The 13,976-nt window shown below is 74.3% G+C and carries 9 protein-coding genes and 3 tRNA genes; all 12 read left to right on the forward strand.

The window, feature by feature from the left end:
* Window positions 1-1,414: LCP family protein (locus ACFRMQ_RS26570; protein WP_380733162.1), on the forward strand; the 1,414-nt coding region annotated here is incomplete at its 5' end.
* A gap of 145 nt (window positions 1,415-1,559) precedes the next feature.
* Window positions 1,560-2,018, forward strand: coding sequence for a ribosome silencing factor (gene rsfS, locus ACFRMQ_RS26575; RefSeq protein WP_380733163.1), 459 nt, complete (start codon window positions 1,560-1,562; stop codon window positions 2,016-2,018).
* Window positions 2,015-2,665 carry a histidine phosphatase family protein gene (locus ACFRMQ_RS26580; protein WP_380733170.1) on the forward strand — a complete coding sequence of 217 codons (651 nt, stop codon included), beginning with the start codon at window positions 2,015-2,017 and terminating at the stop codon, window positions 2,663-2,665. Before rsfS ends, ACFRMQ_RS26580 begins: the two co-directional genes overlap by 4 nt.
* Before the next feature lie 162 nt (window positions 2,666-2,827).
* Window positions 2,828-2,900 (forward strand) — tRNA-Ala (locus ACFRMQ_RS26585).
* 43 nt (window positions 2,901-2,943) lie between these two features.
* Window positions 2,944-3,016, forward strand: a tRNA-Ala gene (locus tag ACFRMQ_RS26590).
* A gap of 252 nt (window positions 3,017-3,268) precedes the next feature.
* A tRNA-Ala gene (locus ACFRMQ_RS26595) sits at window positions 3,269-3,341 on the forward strand.
* A gap of 98 nt (window positions 3,342-3,439) precedes the next feature.
* Window positions 3,440-4,735 (forward strand): hypothetical protein, encoded by a 1,296-nt coding sequence (locus ACFRMQ_RS26600; RefSeq protein WP_380733164.1) that lies wholly within the window; start codon window positions 3,440-3,442, stop codon window positions 4,733-4,735.
* Window positions 4,736-5,121: 386 nt separating this feature from the next.
* Entirely contained in the window at window positions 5,122-8,010 is a 2,889-nt protein-coding gene (gene leuS, locus ACFRMQ_RS26605; RefSeq protein WP_380733165.1) for a leucine--tRNA ligase, read from the forward strand.
* A gap of 228 nt (window positions 8,011-8,238) precedes the next feature.
* Complete coding sequence (locus ACFRMQ_RS26610) at window positions 8,239-9,051, forward strand: hypothetical protein (RefSeq protein WP_380733166.1); 813 nt, start codon at window positions 8,239-8,241, stop codon at window positions 9,049-9,051.
* A gap of 85 nt (window positions 9,052-9,136) precedes the next feature.
* Window positions 9,137-9,982: a DegV family protein gene (locus ACFRMQ_RS26615; RefSeq protein WP_380733167.1), complete on the forward strand. Its 846-nt coding sequence runs from the start codon at window positions 9,137-9,139 to the stop codon at window positions 9,980-9,982.
* 178 nt (window positions 9,983-10,160) lie between these two features.
* Window positions 10,161-11,168 carry a helix-hairpin-helix domain-containing protein gene (locus ACFRMQ_RS26620; protein ID WP_380733168.1) on the forward strand — a complete coding sequence of 336 codons (1,008 nt, stop codon included), beginning with the start codon at window positions 10,161-10,163 and terminating at the stop codon, window positions 11,166-11,168.
* Window positions 11,169-11,243: 75 nt separating this feature from the next.
* A complete protein-coding gene (locus ACFRMQ_RS26625; protein WP_380733169.1) occupies window positions 11,244-13,874 on the forward strand; it encodes a ComEC/Rec2 family competence protein in 2,631 nt (876 codons plus the stop codon).
* The last annotated feature ends 102 nt before the right edge of the window (window positions 13,875-13,976 follow it).

Here is a 13,976-nt window from a genome sequence, read left to right on the forward strand (position 1 = left end):
CGCCGCGCCCGCCGACGCCGGGCCCGCTCCCGCCGCGCCGCGGCGTTCGCGGGTGCCCGGGCCCGCCACCGGGGCGGTGCCCGCCAAGTCCGAGCCGCCGTCCGAGCGGGTCGGCGGGGCGCGGGCGGGGAAGGCCGGAAAGGCCGGGAGCAAGGCGCCCGGGGACGGCTACACCACGGGTGAGTTCACCTTCGTCGACGAGGAGGCGGAGGAGACCGAGGACGTCATCGACTGGCTGAAGTTCGCCGAGTCCCGCAGCGAGGTGCGCGCCGAGCGCCGCCGCAAGCTGCGCAACCGGCTGATCGGCCTCGGTGTGGTGGTGGCGCTCGCGGCCGGCGGGGCCGGCGGCTACTTCCTGCTCACCGGCGACAAGCCGACCGCGGCCGCCGCGGCCGGCGGGCGCCAGGTCAACGTCGTCCACCTGCGCGACCTCCAGGGGAAGGTGTCCAGCGCGCTGCTGGTCAACGACGCCTCCGGGAAGAAGGGCACGGTGCTGCTGCTGCCCGACAACCTGCGGCTGCCCGGCCCCGGCGACCCGCCGGTCACCACGGTCGGCCAGGCGATGGACGGCGTCGGCGCCTCGGCGACCCGCGAGGGCCTGTCCACCGTGCTCGGCGCCCCGGTGGCCGGCACCTGGCGGCTGGACACCCCGTACCTGGAACTGCTGGTCTCCCAACTCGGTGGCGTCCGGGTGGACACCAACGCCGAGACCCACGAGGGCGGCAAGCCGGACGGCAAACTGCTGTCCGCGGCCGGGAAGAACATCCTGCTCAGCGGCAAGGCCGCGGTCGCGTACGCCACCTGGCAGGCGCCCGGCGAGAACCGGGACGCCCAGCTGGCCCGGTTCGGGCAGGTCATGGACGCGGTGGTGCGCACCATGCCGACCGAGTTCAAGGACGCCAAGGACGACGTGCACCGGATGAACGCGGTGCTCGACCCCTCGCTGCCCGAGGACGCCCTCGCCGGGGTGCTCGTCCAGCTCGCCCAGCAGGCGAAGGACGGCCACTTCGGCACCGCCGCGCTGACCGTCAAGCCGGACGGCAGTCTGGACGAGGCGACGGCGGGCAAGCAGGTCAAGGACGTGCTGGGCGGCACCGTGAAGTCCGCGGCCGCCGGCGACGCCCCGGCCCGGGTCGCGCTCCAGGACGCGAACGGCAGCGACGCGGCGGCGGCCGCCGCGCAGGTCCAGATCGTCAACTCCGGCCTGACGTTCATCCCGGGCGGGGCCAAGGCCGCCCCGCAGGCCACCAGTGAGATCCGCTACACCGACGACGCCCGGCAGGGCGCGGCGAAGTCGCTGGCGACCAGCCTCGGCCTGCCGGACACGGTGGTGAAGAAGGTGACCGGGGACACCCAGACCGCGGACCTGCTGGTCGTGCTCGGCAAGGACTACCAGCCGCCGAAGAACCAGTAGGGCGGCGGCGCCGGTCCGGGCGGCGCGCGGCGGCCCGGGGAGGGCGCGGAAAACGGTTCCGGGCCCGCCCGGGCGGCGTGAGATCCTGGAAGGCGACCCCGGCCGAGTGCCGGGGCGCCCCAAGCCGCCGAGCCGGAAGAACACCGTGACCGTCACCGACCACAGCCAGCAGCTCATCACCGTCGCCGCGCAGGCGGCGGCCGACAAGCTCGCGCACAACATCATCGCCTTCGACGTCAGCGAGGTGCTGTCGATCACCGACGCCTTCCTGATCGCCTCCGCGAACAACGACCGGCAGGTCCGCTCCATCGCCGAGGAGATCGAGGACCAGCTGCGCGAGCAGCTGGACATCAAGCCGGTGCGCCGCGAGGGCGAGCGCGACGGCCGCTGGATCCTGCTCGACTACCTGGACATCGTCGTGCACGTCCAGCACTCCGAGGAGCGCTCCTTCTACTCGCTGGACCGCCTCTGGAAGGACTGCCCCGAGCTGCCGCTGCCCGCCGACGCCCTGGAGTCCCGCAACCGCCCGGACGCCCACACCGACGAGGCCGGCAACGCCGTCGCCCCCGCGGACGACTTCGGCAAGCCCGAGGACCTGCACTGAGCCGGGGCCCGCGCGGCCCGCGCATCGTCTTCTGGCGCCACGGCCAGACCTCCTGGAACCTCGAATCGCGCTTCCAGGGCACCACGGACATCGAGCTGACCGGCCAGGGCGTCCTCCAGGCCCAGCGGGCGGCCCGGCTGCTCTCCGGGCTCCGTCCCGACCTGCTGATCTCCTCGGACCTCCAGCGCGCCCGGCGCACCGCCGCGGAGCTGGCCGAGGTCACCGGGCTCGACGTGCAGCACCACGAGGGCCTGCGGGAGACCTACGCGGGCTCCTGGCAGGGCCTGACCAACGCCGAGATCCGCGAGCGCTTCCCCGAGGAGTACGAGGCCTGGGCGGCCGGCGAGCCGGTGCGGCGCGGCGGTGGCGGCGAGCTGGCGACCGAGGTCGCCGACCGCTCGGTGCCGGTGGTGCTGGAGGCGGTCGCCAAGCTCCCGGAGGACGGCACGCTGGTGGTGGTCAGCCACGGCGGGACGATCCGCACCATGCTCGGGCGGCTGCTCGACCTGGAGCCGGCCCGGTGGGAGCGCTTCGGCGGGCTGTCCAACTGCTGCTGGTCGGTGCTCGGCCACGGGTCGCGCGGCTGGCGGCTGCTGGAGCACAACGCGGGCACGCTCCCGCAGCCGGTCATCGGCGACGACACCTGAGCGGTACCGGTGCGGGCGGCACCGGGCGCCGGGGGCCCTCAGGGGCCCTCGGCGGGGCCCCGGGGGAGCGGATTTCACAGTTCCGGCCCTGACCAGCTAAAGTCTTCCTTGTTCGCAGGGAAGAACGCGGCCCGGAAGGGAAGCGGGAAGCCCGGTGAGTGCGGGGCTATAGCTCAGTTGGTAGAGCGCTTGCATGGCATGCAAGAGGTCTGGGGTTCAATTCCCCATAGCTCCACTCCGCATCGGCGGTCGTGGTAAGCCAGGGTCGCCCGTGTCGCGGGGCTATAGCTCAGTTGGTAGAGCGCTTGCATGGCATGCAAGAGGTCTGGGGTTCAATTCCCCATAGCTCCACAGCAGTTCGGAAGGCCGTCACCCAAGGGGTGGCGGCCTTCCGGCATTTCGGGCGGCGGGCTGTCGGCGCTTCAGCGGGCGGGGGCGCGGGGAGCGCACGCCTGGGGTGCGCGCCCGGGGCGCGCGGTGCGGGCCCCGGGGAGCCCCCGGGGAGCGGATTTCAGGAGCACGCCCCGGACCGTGTAAAGTGGTCGATGTCGCCGGGGGAAACGGCCGGAAACAACCGGGAACCACGGTGACATCGCAGGTCGAGGGGCTATAGCTCAGTTGGTAGAGCGCTTGCATGGCATGCAAGAGGTCTGGGGTTCAATTCCCCATAGCTCCACAGCAGTCGAGAGCCGCCTTCCGGAAACGGGAGGCGGCTCTTCGCCGTTCTGCCCGCGCCGCCGGTGCACCGGCCCGGAATCCCGCTACCGTCGTGCCATGGCCGATCTGGAGCGAAGGCGGAACGAGGAACTGGCCCGGATACTCCACCAGCTCGGCTGGAGTCCGGAACGGCTCGCCCGCGAGGTGAGCCTCGCCCTGCCGCCCGGCCTGGCCATCAGCTCCACCGCCCCGTACAAGTGGCGCGACCGCGGCATGGTGCCGCGCAGCCCGCACGACCAGGCGGTCTGCGAGGTGCTCAGCCGCACCCTCGGCATCGCCGTCACCTACGAGCAGCTCTGGGGCCGGATGGGCGGCCACCGCGGCGCCAAGATCCTCTCGCCCCGGCTGCTCACCGACCCGTGGACCGCCGACACCGCCCAGACCTCGCTGCGCGAGGCCGCCACCGACGCCGGCCCGGTCCGCCTCACCGACCTGTTCCGCGGCTCCGACCTCGACCAGGCAGCCGCCCGCCTCGACTCCCCGCCACCGCCCGTCGGCGGCGGCGAGGGCGCGCTGCGCGTCGAACCCGGACTGGTCGGCGAACTCGGCCTCTCCTACCGCAGCAAGCAGAAGCTCGAACGCTCCTGCGGCGGCGGCCTCGTCCTCGGCCCCACCCGGGCCGAACTCGCCATGCTGGCCAAACTGCTGGAACTCGGCGCGTACGACGAACGGCTCGGCCGCGAGCTGTACGGCACCGCCAGCAGACTCGCCCGCCTGGCCGGCTGGGCCGCGTACGACCTCAACCACGACGCGGCCGCCCAGCGCGCCTTCGTCGCCGCGCTGCGCGCCGCCCACGTCAGCGGCGACGCCAGGCTCGGCGTCGCGGTGCTCGGCGCGCTGGTCGTGCTCGCCACCCAGGGCACCGGCGGGCGCGGACTGGACGCCGTCTCCGCGCTCACCAAGGCCCTGGACCACCACGGCGCAGCGCTCAGCGCCACCGGCCGGGCCCGCCAGTTCGCCCGGCTCGCCCGCGCGCACGGCCGCCGGGGCGAGGCCGCGCGGGCCGAGGCCGCCGCCGCCCGGGCCTTCGCCGAACTGGACGGCCTGCCCGGCGCCGAGGAGGCCCGGGCCGACCTCGCCGGGATGGTGGGGGAGGGGCGGCTGGCACTCGGCCAGCACCGGCTGGCCAAGGTGCTGCTCGCCGAGGCCGTGGCCGGGCTCGGGCCGGGGCGGGCCCGTTCGAAGGCGCTGCTGATGGTGCGCCTCGCCGAGGCCCACCGCAGGCTCGGCGACCAGCGGGAGGCGGCCCGCACCGCGGCGCTGGCGCGCTCGCTCGCGGCGGGGATGCAGTCCGAGCGGCTGGCGAAGGCGCTTCGGGAGTTCGACGCGGCGGGGCGGGCGGCGGCGCGGTAGGGCGCCGGGCGGTTCGGTGCGACGCCGTGACGGGCCGCGCGGCGCCATGAGGGGCCGTGAGGCGCCGTGAGGGGTCGTGAGGCGCCTTGAGGGGTTGTGAGGCCCCGTGCGGGGCGGTGCGGGGCGTCGGGGGCCGTCCCGGCGGTATGCCCCGCGGCCCGTCGACCCGCTTGCGGTACCCTGAGCCCATGCGAACCGTGCGCCTGCTCCTTAGCCGGCCGCGCTGACCAGGACCGGCCGCGCCCTCGGGCGGTGCCGGAGTCGGCGTGGCGTCCCCTCCTGCGAGGGGATTTTTTGTTTTCCGCGCCCGACCCCGTCCCGGGCCGGGTCCACGGGCCGGCCGCCTGCGCGGTTCGCCAACTGACATCGATGGAGCTTGAAGGACCATGAGCGAGACGACCCCTGCGTCCGGCGCGGCCGAGACCGCGACCGAGCCGTTCCGGTACAGCGCCGCGCTGGCGGCCGAGATCGAGTCCCGCTGGCAGGACATCTGGGAGAAGGAGGGCACCTTCCACGCCCCCAACCCCACCGGCGCGCTGGCCGACCCGGCGGCCGGCGACGTCGCCGCGAAGCCGCACAGCTTCATCATGGACATGTTCCCGTACCCCTCGGGCGCGGGCCTGCACGTCGGCCACCCGCTGGGCTACATCGCCACCGACGTCTTCGCCCGCTACCAGCGGATGACCGGCCACAACGTGCTGCACACGCTGGGCTACGACGCCTTCGGCCTGCCCGCCGAGCAGTACGCGGTGCAGACCGGCACCCACCCGCGGGTCTCCACCGAGGCGAACATCGCCAACATGCGCCACCAGCTGCGCCGGCTGGGCCTGGGCCACGACCCGCGCCGCTCGATCTCCACGATCGACCCGGAGTACTACCGCTGGACCCAGTGGATCTTCCTGCAGATCTTCAACTCCTGGTACGACGAGGCCGCCCGCAAGGCCCGTCCGATCGCCGAGCTGGTCGCGCAGTTCGAGTCCGGCGCGCGTGAGGTGCCGGGCGGGCGCGCCTGGGCGGAGCTGTCGGCCGCCGAGCGCGACGAGGTGCTGGGCGAGTACCGCCTGGCCTACGCCAAGGAGGTGCCGGTCAACTGGTGCCCGGGCCTGGGCACCGTGCTGGCCAACGAGGAGGTCACCGCGGACGGCCGCTCCGAGCGCGGCAACTTCCCGGTGTTCAAGTCCAACCTGCGCCAGTGGATGATGCGCATCACCGCGTACTCGGACCGGCTGATCGAGGACCTGGACCTGCTGGACTGGCCCGAGGCCATCAAGCTGCAGCAGCGCAACTGGATCGGCCGCTCCGAGGGCGCCCGGGTCGACTTCGCCGCCCCCGGCGACCAGAAGATCACCGTCTTCACCACCCGGCCCGACACCCTGTTCGGCGCCACCTACATGGTGCTGGCCCCCGAGCACGGCCTGGTCGACTCGATCGTCCCCGCCGCCTGGCCCGAGGGCGTGCCCGCCGAGTGGACCGGCGGCGCCGCCACCCCCGCCGAGGCCGTCGCCGCCTACCGCGCCACGGCCGCCGCCAAGTCGGACGTCGAGCGACAGGTCGAGGCCAAGGTCAAGACCGGCGTCTTCACCGGCGCCTACGCCGTCAACCCGGTCAGCGGCGAGCCCGTCCCGGTGTTCATCGCCGACTACGTGCTGATGGGCTACGGCACCGGCGCCATCATGGCCGTCCCCGCCCACGACCACCGCGACTTCGCCTTCGCCCGCGCCTTCGCGCTGCCGATGCGCTGCGTCGTCGAGCCCACCGACGGACGCGGCTCCGACCCGGCCGAGTGGGACGACGCGTTCGACACCTACGACTCCGTCATCGTCAACTCCGCCCGCACCGAGGGCGACCTGACGCTGAACGGGCTGAGCGTCGTCGACGCCAAGACCACCGTCACCGCCTGGCTGGCCGAGCGCGGCATCGGCGAGGGCACCGTCAACTACCGCCTGCGCGACTGGCTGTTCAGCCGCCAGCGGTACTGGGGCGAGCCCTTCCCGATCGTCTACGACGAGGACGGCGTCATGCACGCGCTGCCCGAGTCGATGCTGCCTGTCGAGGTCCCCGAGGTCGACGACTACTCGCCGCGCACCTTCGACGCGTACGACTCCAGCTCCTCGCCGGAGACCCCGCTCTCGCGCAACGAGGCCTGGGTCAACGTCGAACTGGACCTGGGCGACGGCGTCAGGAAGTACCGCCGCGAGACCAACACCATGCCCAACTGGGCCGGTTCCTGCTGGTACGAGCTGCGCTACGTCGACCCGGCGAACTCCTCGGCGGTCGTCGACCCGGCCAACGAGAAGTACTGGCTGGGCCCGACGGAGAACAAGCCGGCCGGCGGCGCCGACCTGTACGTCGGCGGCGCCGAGCACGCCGTGCTGCACCTGCTGTACGCGCGCTTCTGGCACAAGGTGCTGCACGACCTGGGCCACGTCTCGTCCGTCGAGCCGTTCCACAAGCTGTTCAACCAGGGCATGATCACCGCCGACGTCTACCGCGACGAGCGCGGCTTCCCGGTGCCCGCCGCCGAGGTCGAGGAGCGCGGCGGCCAGTACTTCTGGCAGGGCGAGCCGGTCAAGCGCGAGGCCGGGAAGATGGGCAAGTCCCTGAAGAACGCCGTCGCGCCGGACGACATCGCCGACGAGTACGGCGCCGACACGCTGCGCCTGTACGAGATGTCGATGGGTCCGCTGGACGTCTCCCGCCCGTGGGACACCCGCGCCGTCGTCGGCTCGTACCGCTTCCTGCAGCGCCTGTGGCGCAACGTCGTCTCGGAGACCACCGGCGAGCTGGTCGTCACCGAGGAGGAGCCGGACGACGCCACGCTGCGCGCCCTGCACAAGGCGATCGACGGCATCCGCGGCGACATGGCCGGGCTGCGCTTCAACACGGCCGTCGCCAAGGCCATCGAGCTGAACAACCACCTGGTCAAGCGCGGTTCCACGCCGCGGGCGGTGGCCGAGCAGCTGGTGCTGATGGTCGCGCCGCTGGCCCCGCACGTCGCCGAGGAGCTGTGGCGCCGCCTGGGCCACGGCGACTCGCTGGCGCACACCGACTACCCGGTCGCCGACCCGGCGTACGTGGTGGACGAGACGGTGACCTGCGTGGTGCAGATCAAGGGCAAGGTCAAGGCGCGGCTGGAGGTGGCGCCGGGCATCTCGGACGCCGAGCTGGAGGCGCTGGCGCTGGCGGAGCCGGCGGTCGTCGCGGCGATCGGCGGGGCCGAGGTGCGCAAGGTGATCGCGCGGGCGCCGAAGCTGGTGAACATCGTCACCGGCTGAGTGCGGCTCCTGCGGGAGTGATCGGGCGGGCGTCCTTCGGGGCGCCCGTCCGGCGTTTCACGGGGGTCTCGGGTCCCTCGGGGAGATCCCGGATCTGACCCTGATCTCCGCCTGCCGGGACCGCTCCGGCCTCCCCCGGGCGGGGTCCGGAGGCTACCGTGGAACTCTCGGTGATGCGGCCCGCGTTGGGCCCGGTGGGGCCGGAACGGCGGCGGAAGGTGGCGCGCGATGGACGTGTTCGGCGTGATGATCGGTCTGGCCCTGCTCTTCGGAGTCGCGGTGATGGTCCTGGCCGTCGTCGGCACCGTCAAGGCCGCCAAGGCCGTCGGCGCGAAGATCGGGAAGCACGAGGCCAACGCCCGGCGCGCCGTGGAGACCGCCACGCTCAAGGCGAAGAAGTACACCCAGGTCGGCCCGCCCGCGCAGATCGCCGGCGTCCGGCTGAGCCTGCGGACCTCTCTCGACGGCACCCGGCAGGTGCTGGAAGGCGGCCTGGCGCAGGACGCCCAGCTCGGTGAGTCGCTCGCCCTGCTGAACCGGCTCGACGCGCACGCCGCCGAGCTCGACGGCGAACTGCGGATGCTGGAGCGCGAGCCGGACACCGCGCGGATCGCCGCCAAGCTGCCGGAGCTGCGCGAGCGGGCGGAGCGGATCACCCACGCGGCGGAGAGCATGCGCTGGGCGGCGCAGGACCGGATGCACCGGTTCGCGGACGACGAGCTGAGCCGGCTGAGCCAGGAGTGCGAGAGCGAGGCGGGGGCGCTGCGGCACTGGGACCGTGCCGCGGGGGCCGCGGGGGCCGCCGGTTCTGCGGGGTCCACGGGGGCGGCCGGTCGGGCTTCCGGGGGTTCGTCGGCCGGTGGCGCTCCGGGTTCCGCGGGGGCGGCGGGGACGGCCGGCGCGGCCGGGCGTGCGGCCAGGGCCGGGCTGACCGACGGGAAGGGACGTCCGAGCGCGGAGGAACTGCTCGGGCTGGCCGATCCGCTGGCCAAGCTGGCGCAGCGGCTGCGCAAGCCGTCGGCCGGGCCCTCGGCCGGCTGAGCCCGGCGGCCCGCCGCGAGGTCCTCGAACAGGGCGCGGCAGCGGGCGCTGTCCTCCCGGACCCACGGGGAGTAACCTCCGGCTCATGCCCTCCGACCTCGCACTTGTCACCGATTCCACGGCCTATCTGCCGCAGGACGCCATCGACCGGCACGGGATCACGGTGGTCCCGCTGAGCGTCGCGGTCGGTGACTCGGTGCTGAGCGAGGGCGTCGAGATCTCCCCGAAGGACGTCGCCGAGGCCCTGCGCGGCAGGCAGCGGGTGACCACCTCCCGGCCGAACCCGGAGACCTTCGCCGCCACCTACCGGGCGGCCGCCGAAGCCGGGGCGAAGGGGATCGTCTCGGTGCACATCTCCGGCGAGCTGTCCGGCACCGTCGAGGCCGCCCGGCTGGCCGCCGCCGAGGCGCCCGTACCGGTGAGGGTGGTGGACAGCCGACTGGTCGGGATGGCGCTCGGGTACGGGGTGCTGGCGGCGGCCGAGGCGATCGCGGCCGGACAGGGGCCGGACGAAGTGGCCGAGGCGGCCGCCCGGCGGGCGTCCGGGACCAGCGGGTTCTTCTACGTCGACACCCTGGAGCACCTGCGGCGGGGCGGCCGGATCGGGGCGGCGCGGGCACTGCTCGGATCGGCGCTGGCGGTCAAGCCGCTGCTGCACCTGGACGGCGGGCGGATCGAGCCGTTGGAGAAGGTGCGGACGGCGTCGCGGGCGATCGCGCGGCTGGAGGAGATCGCGGTCGAGCGCTCGGGGGAGCGGGGGGTCGACATCACCGTGCACCACCTGGCGGCCGAGGAGCGGGCCGAACCGCTCGCGGAGCGGCTGCGGGCGCGGGTGCCGGGGCTGCGGGAGCTGTACGTGGGCGAGGTGGGGGCGGTGATCGGCGCGCACGTCGGGCCGGGGCTGCTCGCGGTGGTGGTCGCGCCGCGGTGAGGGCGGGCGGGCGTTGATCCGTTGATTTGTCCGGTCGTCCGGTTGTCTGGCCGCTCGGTCAATTTTGGAAAGTCCTGCTCGCTCTTGTGAGTGACGCTTTTTGTTCACAACCCCTGGGTTGTCCACAGGGTTTCGTTGATTCCCCCGCCCTCGCCGGAGGACTCCTACCGTCCTCGGCATGACGACCATGAGCCTGGGCGCGGCGAAGCGCCACGCGATCGACGAGACGGTGCGGCTGCGGATGGCCGCGATACTGCCTGGGGACGACGAGCCGTCGGGCGGCCCGACGGGGGCCGGCGGCTCGGGCACGGGTTCGTCGGGGGCGGCCTCGTCTCCGGCGGGGGTGGCCTCGTCCTCGGTGAGGGCGGCCTCCCCTCCGGCGGGGGACCGGTCGGTGCCTGTCGCCGCGCCGTCGCCGCCGTCGCTTCCCCTGGTGCCGGACGTGGGCGGCGCGGCCGATTCCGGCGAGGAACCCGTGTACCTGCCCGGAGCCGGGGCGGGGCCACGGTTCTCCTCCTTCCCCTCGTTCGCCTCGGCCCTGGCGCTCGACCGGCGCGCGGTGGCCGGACTGGCCGTCCTGCTGCTCTTCGCGGTCGGCTACGCCGTCCAGCACTTCTGGCTGGCCCGGCCGGAGACGGTCGCCGTGCCTGCCTTGGCGGCGGCCGCGACACCGGCGCCGGCCGACCAGTCCGTCCCCGGCGACGGCCCCGCCGCCGCTTCCAGAGCCGGGCCAGGCCCCGAGGCCGGCGACCCCCGGGCCGTCGTGGTGGACATCGGCGGACGGGTCCACCTCCCAGGCCTGCACACCCTGCCCGGCGGTTCCCGGGTGGCGGACGCCCTGCGTGCGGCAGGCGGCCCACTCCCGGAGACGGACACCAGGAACCTCAACCTGGCCCGCGTCCTGACGGACGGCGAGCAGATCCTGGTCGGCGAACCGGGGCCCGTTCCGGTCACCGGCAGCGGGAGTGGACCTCCGGGCCCGTCCGCGCCCCGAGCACCCGTCAGCCTCAACCGGGCCACGCTCGAACAACTCGACACCCTCCCAGGGGTCGGCCCCACCCTCGCCCAGCGCATCCTCGCCTACCGCAGCTCGCACGGCTCCTTCCGCTCCCTCGACCAGCTCCGGCAGGTCAGCGGCATCGGCGCCCGAACGTACGCGGAGCTCCGTCCGCTGCTCACCCTCTGAGGCCCCCACCGTCCCTGTCCTTGCCCGCTTGCCCGCACTGCCCCGCCCCGTCGACCTTCGAAGGGAGGCACCGCCATGTCCGTCGCCACCGCACCGGCCGTTCCGGTCGTTCCGGCCATCCCGTCCCGCTCCCCGGGCACCGACTTCCGTCTGCTGCTGCCCGCCGTCTCGGCCTGGACGGTTTCGGCCGCGCTCCTGCGCCCGGAGCCGGGGTACGAGACCCTTGTCCTCGGCGCGGCGGGTCTTGCGGCGCTCGGCGGCATCCTGCTGCTCACCCGGCCGGGGGTGCTGCGCAGACGCGGGTCCGCGGCGACGCTGGCAGCCGTCCTGCTCACGGGCGCGGCCGCCGCGATCGCCACCCCGCTGCACACCGCCGACCTCCACCGGGGGCCGCTGCCGGAACTCGCCCGCGCGTCCGCGGCGGCCGAGCCGGGCGCGGCCGCCCGGGCCGTGGCGGTGGAGCTGACCATCACAGGAGACCCGAAGACCCACACCTCCCGGGGCGGCACCGTCGGCGGGCGGACGCTCCTCACCGTGGCGGCGGTGGCCGACCGCGTCACCCTGCTCCCGGACGGGCGGGCCACGCGCACGCGCACACCGGTGACGGTCATGGTCCGGGGAACGGAGTGCGAGCCCTGGCAGCGGCTGCTCCCGTCCCAGCGGCTGGCCGCGGAGGCCGAGGTGCGGCCGGCGGGGGAGGGTCACGACACCGAGTCCGCCGCACTGCTGGTCGCCCACGGGCCACCCCGGCACCTGGATCCGCCGAGTCTTCCGCAGCGGATCGCCGGGCACCTGCGCGAGGGACTGCGCACCGCCACCGACGGACTTCCGGCGGACGAACGGGGGCTTCTCCCGGGGCTGGTCGTCGGCGACACCTCGCGGCTGCCCGACGACCTCGACGACGCCTTCCGGGCCACCGACCTGGTTCACCTGGTGGCGGTCAGCGGGGCCAACCTGGCGATCGTCCTCGGCGCGCTGCTGGGCGCACCCGGACAGGCCGGCACCCCGGAGCGGCGTGGGCTGGCCGCGCTGCTGGGGCTGTCGCTGCGCACCGGCGCCCTGCTCGGCACCGCGTTGACACTGGCCTTCGTCACCGTCTGCCGGCCCGAACCCAGCGTGCTGAGGGCGGCCGGGACAGGGCTGATCGGCATGCTGGCCCTGGCCACCGGCCGTCCCCGCCGGGCGGTGCCCGCGCTCGCCGGCGCCGTCCTGGTGCTGCTCCTCCTTGACCCGTTCCTGGCGCACTCGTTCGGCTTCCTGCTCTCGGTGCTCGCCACCGCCGGGCTGCTCGTCCTCGGTCCGCACTGGGCCGAGGCCCTGCGGGCCCGACGCTGGCCGCACCACCTCGCGGGTGCCCTCGCGGCGGCGGCCGCCGCCCAGGCGCTGTGCGCGCCGGTGACGGTGGTGCTGTCCGGGCACGTCAGCCTGGTCGGCATCCCGTGCAACCTGCTGGCCGAGCCGGCGGTGGCGTCGGCGACACTGCTCGGCTTCGGAGTGCTCGTCCTGCACCCGTTCCTCCCGGCTCTGGCCCGTCTGCTCGCCGAGCCTGCCGGGGTCCCGGTCGGCTGGCTCGCCCAGGTGGCGCGCCGCGGCGCCGAACTGCCCGGCGGTCAACTGGCCTGGCCGGGAGGGTGGTTCGGGACGGTCACGGTCGCACTGGCCGTTCTGGCGGCCTGCTGGGCTGCGCCGTTCCTACTGCCGAGGCGGACTGCGCCGGGCAGCCCGGCGCCGACGCGGCGACGCTGGGCGCGGGTACTGGTGACGGGGCTGCTGACAGCGGTCCTGCTCGCCGTGCTGCTGCGCCCGCCGCAGCTCGCCCGGATCGCCACGGGCTGGCCGCCGTCCGGGTGGCGGCTGGTGATGTGCGATGTCGGGCAGGGCGACATGCTGGCTCTCGCGACGGGGACGCCGGGCAGTGCGGTGGTGATCGACGCCGGGCCGGATCCGAACGCCGCGGACAGGTGTCTGCGCGACCTCGGCGTCACGTCGGTTCCCTTACTGCTGCTGACGCACTTCCACGCCGACCACGTCGAGGGCGTGCCGGGGGTGCTGCGGGGCCGCAGGGTCGGCGCGATCGAAGGAACCACGCTGGACGACCCGCCAGGGGAGGTGGCCAGGGTGACGGGCTGGGCCGCAGGCGCCGGCATTCCTGTGATGAGAGCCGGCCGGGGCGAACGACGGTCGATCGGCGCGGAGTTGACCTGGGACGTGGTGTGGCCCGTGCCAGGCGCGGCGGTGGAGGCGCCCGGCCCGAACAACGCGAGCGTCGCATTGATGGTGTCACTGACAGGAGGACTACGGATGGCACTGCTCGGAGATCTCGAACCGCAGGCCCAGTCGGCGCTGTTGGGCCGGGTGGGGAGGGCGGACGTCGTGAAGGTGGCGCATCACGGCTCGGCCCACCAGGACTGGGCCCTGGCCGGCGCGCTCCGGCCCCGGCTGGCGCTCATCTCCTGCGGCGAGGGCAACACGTACGGTCACCCGTCCCCGATGACGGTAGACCGCCTGCGCGCACTGGGTGCGACCGTGCTGCGCACCGATCGGGAGGGGGACATCGCGGTGACGGGCGACTCCCCGGCCACCCTCGGGGTGGCCGTCCACCCGCAGCCCGCCCACGCGGCCCGCCACCGGCGCGGCCACGGGCCCTCGGCCTCGGGCCCTCATCCCGAGCGGACCCCCGCCTCCCCGCGGGCTCCGCCCGTGTGACCTGCCCGCGCTCTCCTCCTCCCACCAACCGGGTGGGGCAGGGAAAGGGGTGGGGGTTGTGGGAGGAGTAGTGGAGGGGCGGGCGCAGGCCCAGCAGAAACG

The sequence above is a fragment of the Kitasatospora sp. NPDC056783 genome, assembly GCF_042789895.1.
GTDB lineage: Bacteria > Actinomycetota > Actinomycetes > Streptomycetales > Streptomycetaceae > Kitasatospora.

Coding starts and splice junctions, on each gene's coding strand:
- ACFRMQ_RS26620 (WP_380733168.1), top strand. CDS start 10,161: ATGACGACCATGAGCCTGGGCGCGGCGAAGCGCCACGCGATCGACGAG.
- ACFRMQ_RS26625 (WP_380733169.1), top strand. CDS start 11,244: ATGTCCGTCGCCACCGCACCGGCCGTTCCGGTCGTTCCGGCCATCCCG.
- ACFRMQ_RS26615 (WP_380733167.1), top strand. CDS start 9,137: ATGCCCTCCGACCTCGCACTTGTCACCGATTCCACGGCCTATCTGCCG.
- leuS (WP_380733165.1), top strand. CDS start 5,122: ATGAGCGAGACGACCCCTGCGTCCGGCGCGGCCGAGACCGCGACCGAG.
- ACFRMQ_RS26610 (WP_380733166.1), top strand. CDS start 8,239: ATGGACGTGTTCGGCGTGATGATCGGTCTGGCCCTGCTCTTCGGAGTC.
- ACFRMQ_RS26600 (WP_380733164.1), top strand. CDS start 3,440: ATGGCCGATCTGGAGCGAAGGCGGAACGAGGAACTGGCCCGGATACTC.